Genomic DNA, 4,521 nt, shown 5'->3' on the forward strand with positions numbered 1-4,521 from the left:
GTCGGCGTGGGCCGGCGAGTGGGCGGCGCGGCCGTCCTCGCGGGCCGAGTGGGCGGCGCGGCCGTCGTGGCGGGCCGGCGAGCGCGTCGCGTCGCGCGGCGTCCTCTCGCCCGGCGCCCGTGCCCTCTCGCCGCGCGCCCGCGCCTCCTGCCCTCGCGCCGGTTCGTCTCCGGGCCCAGCCAGGTCGTCGAGGCGGGCGCACAGCGCGTCGATCTCCGCCAGGCCCGCCTCGATGCGGGCCAGCGAGGCGCGCAGGTGGTCGGCTTCGCGCGCGAGCTGGGCGCGTTGGCGCTCGAGCGTGGCGCGCTCGGCGACGACGGCGCGGAGGAGGCGGGGTGAAGGGCCCATCGGCCCAGCCGTTCTACACGGCGCGCCGGATCGGGCGGCACGTGGGGCTGTGCATGAGCTGTGCGTATGTCGGCGAATTCGCGGCCGCGCGGTGCACAAAGCTGTGCGTAGCGCAACCGTTTCGCGCAAAGTGCAGGGGCTTCGCATTCCGTCCGGAGCCGGCGCAACGCTACGCCGTCCCACGTGGATCTGTGTAGCTCGCAAAGGAGCCCGCCGCATGCCTCGCCCGACCTCTGCCCCGCTGTCCGATGGTCCTTCGCCGGACGAGGACGAGACCCTGCTCCGCGGCGACCTGCACGCGCTCGTCGCGGTCGGCCTCGTCGAGGTGCGCGAGGAGCCGCAGGGCCTCGTCTACGCGCTCACCGACCTGGGCCGTCACACGCCCGAGTTCGGGGCGTAGCCTGTGTCGCATGTGCCGCAACATCCGTCAGCTCCACAACTTCGAGCCGCCCGCCACGACGCAGGAAGTCCAGGACGCCGCGTTGCAGTACGTGCGCAAGATCAGCGGCTCCACGAAGCCCTCGCAGGCCAACGCGGAGGCGTTCGAGCAGGCCGTCGCCGAGGTCGCGGCCGCGACCCAGAAGCTGCTCGATCACCTCACGACCAACGCGCCGCCGAAGAACCGCGAGGAAGAGGCCGCGAAGGCCCGCGCCCGCGCGCAGGCCCGCTACGCCGCGTAACGCCTACGGGAGGATGTGATCGACGTAGCCGCCGTCCACGCGGACGGCTCCGCCCGTCGTGGCCGAGGCGAGATCCGAGCTCAGGTAGGCGACCAGGTTCGCGATCTCGTCCGGCTCGATCAGGCGCCCGAGCAGCGAGTTCGGGCGGTGCTCGGCCACGAACCGGCGCTGCGCCTCATCCCACTCGAGCTCGTCGCCCACGAGCGAGTACACGAAGTCCTCGACGCCCTCGGTGTGCGTCGGGCCGGCGATCACGGAGTTGACCGTCACGCCGCTGCCCTTGACCGCCTTGGCGAACCCGCGCGAGACGCCGAGCAGCGCCGTCTTGGTGACGCCGTAGTGGACCATCTCCTCCGGGATCACGACCGCCGAGTCGCTGGCCATGAACTGCACGCGGCCGTGGCCGCGCTCGACCATGCCGGGCAGGTAGCCGCGGGTGAGGCGGATCGCGGACATGACGTTGACGTCCCAGAAGCGCTGCCACGTCGCGTCGTCGACCTCGAGCACGGGCGTCGGAGCGAAGATCCCGAGGTTGTTGACGAGGATGTCGACGTCGGGCAGCGCTGCCAGCACGGCCTGCGCGCCCTCGGCGGTGCTCACATCGGCGGCGATGCCGTCGACGCCGAGCTCGTCCGCGACGGCCTGGACCTTGCTCTCGTCACGCCCGTTGATCGTCACGGCGGCGCCGCACGCGGCGAGCTTGGCGGCGATCGCACGCCCGATGCCCTGGGTGGAGCCGCTGATGAAGGCCCTGCGGCCGGTGAGGTCGATCTCCATGACGCCTCAGGCTAGGCGCCGGCCCAGCCCGGAGGCGCGGGCGACAGGCCGCGCCACCGCCGCGCGGATCGTCTCCTCCGTGCCCGCGAGGATCAGGTGGCGATTCGCGCGGGTGACGGCGGTGTAGAGCAGCTCGCGCGTGAGGATCGGCGACGTCGCCGCGGGCAGCAGCACGGCCGCGGTGCCGAACTGCGAGCCCTGGCTCTTGTGGACCGTCATCGCGTACACGGTCTCGATCGCGTTCAGGCGCGAGGGGGCGAACAGCACGGGCTCGCCGCGGCGCTCGAACGCCGCCGCGACCTTGCCGCCGGTGCCGCTGGTCACGATCACGCCCGCGTCGCCGTTGTAGAGGTCCAACCCGTAGTCGTTCTTGGTCACGAGCAGCGGGCGGCCGACGTACCAGCGGCCGCGGCCGATCGCGCTGCCCAGCCAGCTCTCGATGCGCGCGGTCCAGGTCGCGACGCCGTGCGGGCCGCGCCGGTGCGCGCACAGCACGCGGAACTCGCCCAGCGCGGCCATCGCCTGCACCGTGTCTCCGGTACGGGCGGCCTCGATCACGGCGGTGGCGGCTTCGACGGCACCGTCGCGGACGGGCCTGACGTGCGCGAGCGACTCGGGCTCCCCCACGTCGACCGGAATCCACGTGATGTCGTCGTAGCCGGCGGTCAGCGCGGCGATCGCGGCGTCGGGGTCGCCGTCGCGGATCGCGGGCGCGAGCGTCTTGATGCCCTGCTGGCCGCGGTGGACGACGTCGAGCTCGACGACGCCCGGCCCGCCGACCTTGACGATGTCCCCCAGCACGGCCCCGGCCTCGATCGACGTCAGCTGGCCCGGGTCGCCGACGAGCACGAGCCGCGCGCCCGGCCGCACCGCCTCGACGAGCCGCGCCATCTGGGTCAGCGAGACCATCGACGTCTCGTCGACGATCACGACGTCGTGCGGGAGCCGGTTGTTGCGGTCGTGGCGGAAGCGGCTGTGGCTGCCGGGCTTCCAGCCGAGCAGCCGGTGCAACGTCGACGCCTTCAGCGCGAGCAACTCGTCACGCACGCGCGGGCCGATGTCCATGGTGCGCGCCGCGTTGTGCACGGCCTCCTGGAGCCGCGTCGCGGCCTTGCCGGTCGGCGCCGCGAGCGCGACGAGCGGAAGCTCCGAGCCCTGCTCGGCGAGCGCGGCGACGATCCGCGCCACGGTCGTCGTCTTGCCGGTGCCGGGCCCGCCCGCAACGACGGCGAAGCGCCGCTCGACCGCCGCCCGCGCCGCTTCGCGCTGCGCCCCGGGCCCTTCGAACAGCCGGTCGAGGGAGTGCTCGAGCGCGAACGCGTTGACGCGCTCGGCCTGGCCGAGCGCGCGCAGGTCGGCCGCGACCTGGCCCTCCTCGCGCCAGTAGCGGTCCAGGTAGAGCGCGCTGTCGACGAGCCGCAGCGGCTTCGGCTCCCCCTCGCGCTCGCCGACCGCGACCAGCGGCGACTGCCGCACGCGGGTGAGCCAGTCGTCGGGCTCCGGCCACGGCAGCTCGGACAGGTCGACGGGCTCATCGGAGTCGACCGTCGCGGTCTCGCGGATCGTCGCCAGGTCGACGTAGACGTGGCCGAGCCGCGGCGCGCGCACGGCCAGCGCGGCGGCGAGCGCGACGAGCTCGTCTTGCTCCTGCGCGAGCGCGGCGAGCCGCTCGGCGACGTGCACGTCGGCCGCCGCCAGCACGCCGATCTCGTTGAACTCCCGCAACACGCCGGTGGACCGCAGCGCGTGCCGGACCTCGAAGGCGTCGATCACGCCGCGACCCCCTGTTCGAGCAGGTCGCTGAGCGCGACCACGAGCGGCGCGGGCGGCTTCCACGCGAACACGCCGGACCCGGTCGCGCCCGTCATCCCGCGCACGAACAGGTAGAAGACCCCCGCGAGGTGGCGCTCGGGGTCGTAGCCCGCGAGCCGCCAGCGCAGGTACCGGTGCAGCGCGGCCGTGTACAGCAGCGCCTGCAGGCCGTAGTGCGCGTGCTCCATCTCGGCCGTGAGCGCTGCGGGCGCGTAGTGCCCGGCCGTGAGCGCCTCGCCGGGCGGCGCGAGCACGTTCGTCTTGTAGTCCGCGATCGCGAACCCGTCCCCGACCCGGAACACGAGGTCGATGCTGCCCGTGAGGTACCCGCGCACTGCGGCCCGCAGCTCGGGGTCCTCCAGCCGGTCCGCGTAGCCTGCGAGCGGGTCGTCGGCGTCGAGGTGCTCGCGCAGGACGGCCGCGATCGCGCCGGGCGTAAGCCACGCGTGCGGCTCGTCGCCCCCGGCGAGCGGCAGCTCGAACCCGAGCTCGTCGAGCCGGTCGTGCCGCGCGATGTCCCGCAGCCGCAGGTCGCCCGCGAGCGGCCCGAGCGGCGTCTCGATCGCGGCCTTCAGGCCCTCGACCAGCGCCGCCTGCGACCCGATGTCCACCGCCCCGCGCGCGAGCGCCGCGCGCACCTTGTCCGCCAGCTCCGCCTGGAGGTCGGGCGCGGCGAAGTCCGCCGCCTCGAACACGGAGTGCACGAACGTGCCGAACGCCGTGCCGCCGGGGATGTCCGCGAGGGGCAGCGCCACGGGCGCGGCCGGAGCGGGCGCGCCGGCCGCGGGCGAAGACGACGCGCCGGCGGCGGGCGAAGAGGACGCGCCGGCCGCGGGCGGGACGTCGAACAGCGACAGCGTCGCCTCGTAGTCGGCGGCGCGCGACGGCGCGGCGGCGGGCGGCG

The 4,521-nt window shown here is 74.5% G+C and carries 5 protein-coding genes and 1 pseudogene; 2 read left to right on the plus strand and 4 right to left on the minus strand.

Translation table 11 applies throughout. The features are described 5' to 3' along the window. Positions 1-348, minus strand: a pseudogene (locus OJ962_RS33950) (hypothetical protein); the annotation flags it as partial. A gap of 217 nt (positions 349-565) precedes the next feature. Here OJ962_RS33950 and OJ962_RS33955 point away from each other — a divergent pair. Together OJ962_RS33955 and OJ962_RS33960 are read left to right on the plus strand one after the other, a co-directional pair. Then, entirely contained in the window at positions 566-748 is a 183-nt protein-coding gene (locus OJ962_RS33955; RefSeq protein ID WP_202954211.1) for a hypothetical protein, read from the plus strand. 10 nt (positions 749-758) lie between these two features. Next, positions 759-1,028, plus strand: a complete 270-nt coding sequence (locus OJ962_RS33960; protein WP_202954210.1) for a DUF2277 domain-containing protein — start codon at positions 759-761, stop codon at positions 1,026-1,028. Positions 1,029-1,031: 3 nt separating this feature from the next. Here OJ962_RS33960 and OJ962_RS33965 read toward each other — a convergent pair whose 3' ends face one another. From OJ962_RS33965 to OJ962_RS33975, 3 genes are all read right to left on the minus strand, one after another. Beyond that, positions 1,032-1,805, minus strand: a complete 774-nt coding sequence (locus OJ962_RS33965) for an SDR family NAD(P)-dependent oxidoreductase (RefSeq protein ID WP_202954209.1) — start codon at positions 1,803-1,805, stop codon at positions 1,032-1,034. Between the two features lie 6 nt (positions 1,806-1,811). Next, positions 1,812-3,578, minus strand: coding sequence for an exodeoxyribonuclease V subunit alpha (recD, locus tag OJ962_RS33970; protein WP_202954208.1), 1,767 nt, complete (start codon positions 3,576-3,578; stop codon positions 1,812-1,814). Further along, positions 3,575-4,521: PD-(D/E)XK nuclease family protein (locus OJ962_RS33975; protein WP_270006935.1), on the minus strand; the 947-nt coding region annotated here is incomplete at its 5' end. The genes recD and OJ962_RS33975, both read right to left, overlap by 4 nt.

Origin of the sequence: Solirubrobacter deserti, from assembly GCF_027587175.1 — a bacterium.
Taxonomy (GTDB): domain Bacteria; phylum Actinomycetota; class Thermoleophilia; order Solirubrobacterales; family Solirubrobacteraceae; genus Solirubrobacter; species Solirubrobacter deserti.

Excerpts from the sequence above, each read along its gene's own strand:
- OJ962_RS33960 (WP_202954210.1), top strand. The coding sequence starts at position 759 with ATGTGCCGCAACATCCGTCAGCTCCACAACTTCGAGCCGCCCGCCACG.
- OJ962_RS33965 (WP_202954209.1), bottom strand. The coding sequence starts at position 1,805 with ATGGAGATCGACCTCACCGGCCGCAGGGCCTTCATCAGCGGCTCCACC.
- OJ962_RS33955 (WP_202954211.1), top strand. The coding sequence starts at position 566 with ATGCCTCGCCCGACCTCTGCCCCGCTGTCCGATGGTCCTTCGCCGGAC.